This window comes from Weissella sp. DD23 (assembly GCF_001579105.1).
Classification (GTDB): Bacteria; Bacillota; Bacilli; order Lactobacillales; family Lactobacillaceae; genus Weissella; species Weissella cibaria.
Map to the genome: position 1 here is coordinate 23,384 of NZ_KQ970390.1, position 1,796 is coordinate 25,179.

Here is a 1,796-nt window from a genome sequence, read left to right on the forward strand (position 1 = left end):
CCATCCGTTCAAGCGCCTGTTGCACCAGTGCTTCTTCAGTTTTACCAACACTATGCCAACGTGATATTTGGGACAAAACGCCCATCATCACTAAATCGAAGACATTTACTGGGAAGTCTAAGTCCAAATCGCTGCGTTGTGGTACATAAGCGAATTTGTCACGGCGCAGACGATTGGTGACCGGGACATCATTTAGGGTGATGTCACCAGCACTTGGTTGAATAATGCCTAGGATGGATTTAATTAACGTTGATTTACCGGCCCCATTTGGTCCGATAATCCCAATCAATTCGTTATCGTTAAATGAAATGGATAAATCTGTAAAAATCGGGCCGTATTCGTACCCAACAGTCAGATTTGAGATGGTTAACATATGCAAATCCCTTCATATATACTTACTTTTCAAAAGTAAAAAAGAATGACGCATAACAATCTACCAGTTTTTGTCCGGGTTGACAAACGAAAAAGTTAATATTTTATATATGAAAAAACCATCATATTTTATATAACCGAACAATACGACTAAAATTAGTTAATTAGCTGGTAAATGATAAGTCCAAGCGTTCCGATACTGCCCATCTATGGTAAAATTAACCGTTAGAAAAACAGTTTTGTTGGCCATATTATATCGAATGCCAACACGGAACGGGTGAATGGTCACTCGGTCACGATTTCTTCATTATTATAAGGACAGGTAAATCATGGGTGCGGCTGAAACTTATCGACAAATTACATCAAAAATGGGTGGTGCTTGGCGAGTAAGACCTGATGAACACGGTAATCGTGTCGGCATGTTGCAAGAAATTTTGCGCTGGATGGGTAATCCTGAGCGACAATTAAAGGTTATTCATATCGTCGGTACCAATGGTAAAGGGTCAACTGGGGTGATGCTGGCTAGTATTTTGGAGACGGCTGGTTACCAGGTTGGTCACTTTTCGACACCGGCAATTTTGAATGATCGCGAAGTGATTACAACGAATGGTGAGATGATTAGTGAAGAAGCCTTCGTTAAAAGCTATCAACATGTCTTAGAAGAAATTAAAGCGCATGGTGGTGATGAGGATACGTTGACCAAGTTTGAATGGTGGACATTGATTGCCTTGGATCACTTCGCCCGCACTGAAATGGATTTTGTGATTTTAGAGGCTGGTGTGGGTGGCTTACGCGATGCCACGAATGTGGTTGATAACCCATTGGTTGTTGCATTTACGAAAATTTCATATGATCACATCGGTTTGTTGGGAAATGATTTACTTGAAATCGCGGCTGATAAAGCAGGTGCGATTAAAGCGGGTGCAACCATCGTGAATTATCCGGGTCAGGATATCGAAGTGTATCGCTTGCTGAAAGAAAAAGCGATTGCCGTTGGGGCGAAATGGAACACGCATCCTAAGCCGGCAATTACGATCGTTAAGTCATCGCCACGCGGTTTGGAGCTGAATGCCGATCAATTTGAAGGGTTGAAGCTGTCACTAACTGGTGCCTATCAGGCCAATAATTTGAGTACAGTTTTGCAAATTGTGACAGTCTTAAAGGAACGTGGTTATACGATTGAAGACGTCGCAGTTGCTGAAGCGTTAGCGCACGTCAAAATTAAAGGCCGGATGGAATTTGATGAAAAGCGTAATATTTTGTTCGACGGGGCCCACAACCCAGATGGCATTATCAGTTTGGTGGCAGCCATTCGTTCTTGGCATTTACCATTTAAGCCAGTTGTGGTCTTAGGGTTATTACAAGGTAAGCAATACCACGACATGCTGGAGGAATTGTTACCACACGTTGATACAGTCATTGCG

General features: G+C 42.4%; 2 protein-coding genes. One reads left to right on the forward strand and one right to left on the reverse strand.

Features of this window, described 5'->3' with window-relative positions; translation table 11 throughout:
* Nucleotides 1-373: metal ABC transporter ATP-binding protein (locus tag WEIDD23_RS00110; RefSeq protein ID WP_156469528.1), on the reverse strand; the 373-nt coding region annotated here is incomplete at its 3' end.
* A gap of 328 nt (nt 374-701) precedes the next feature.
* Here WEIDD23_RS00110 and WEIDD23_RS00115 point away from each other — a divergent pair.
* A partial coding sequence (locus WEIDD23_RS00115; RefSeq protein WP_242865341.1) for a bifunctional folylpolyglutamate synthase/dihydrofolate synthase occupies nt 702-1,796 on the forward strand: 1,095 nt, incomplete at its 3' end.